Origin of the sequence: Georgenia satyanarayanai (genome assembly GCF_023715365.1) — a bacterium.
Classification (GTDB): Bacteria; Actinomycetota; Actinomycetes; order Actinomycetales; family Actinomycetaceae; genus Oceanitalea; species Oceanitalea satyanarayanai_B.
The window spans coordinates 1-391 of sequence record NZ_JAMBNZ010000167.1; the positions used below are offsets into that span (position 1 = coordinate 1).

Consider the following 391-nt stretch of genomic DNA (forward strand, 5'->3'; position numbering starts at 1 on the left):
GTGCAGCAGGGGTTCGTCAACCCTGCTCGTCGGGTGCTGCGCTGGGTGCGTCCGAGCACGCGCGCGGTCGACGCGGAGATCGCCGAGATCAAGCGCACCTACCGCGAGGAGCAGCAGGCCTCCGGTGAGGGGGAGTGGCGAACCCTGTTCAGCGAGAAGTGGATTCGCCCGGCACTGTTCGCCGGCATCATGGTCGCGATCTTCACGCAGATCACCGGCTTGGAGATGATGATCTACTACACGCCGACGATCCTGAAGAACAACGTCGGCTTCTCCGACGACATGGCGCAGGCGGGCAACGTCGGCGTCGGCGTCGTCTATCTCGTCATGACGACGCTCGGTAAGTTCGTCGTCGACCGCATCGGGCGTCGCCGTCTCATGCTCGTCATGC

Annotated in this window: 1 protein-coding gene; it reads left to right on the forward strand. The window is 64.5% G+C overall.

Annotated elements, in window-relative coordinates; genetic code table 11:
* The coding region (locus M3148_RS17520; protein ID WP_251305986.1) for an MFS transporter at positions 1 to 391 on the forward strand (391 nt) is incomplete at both ends.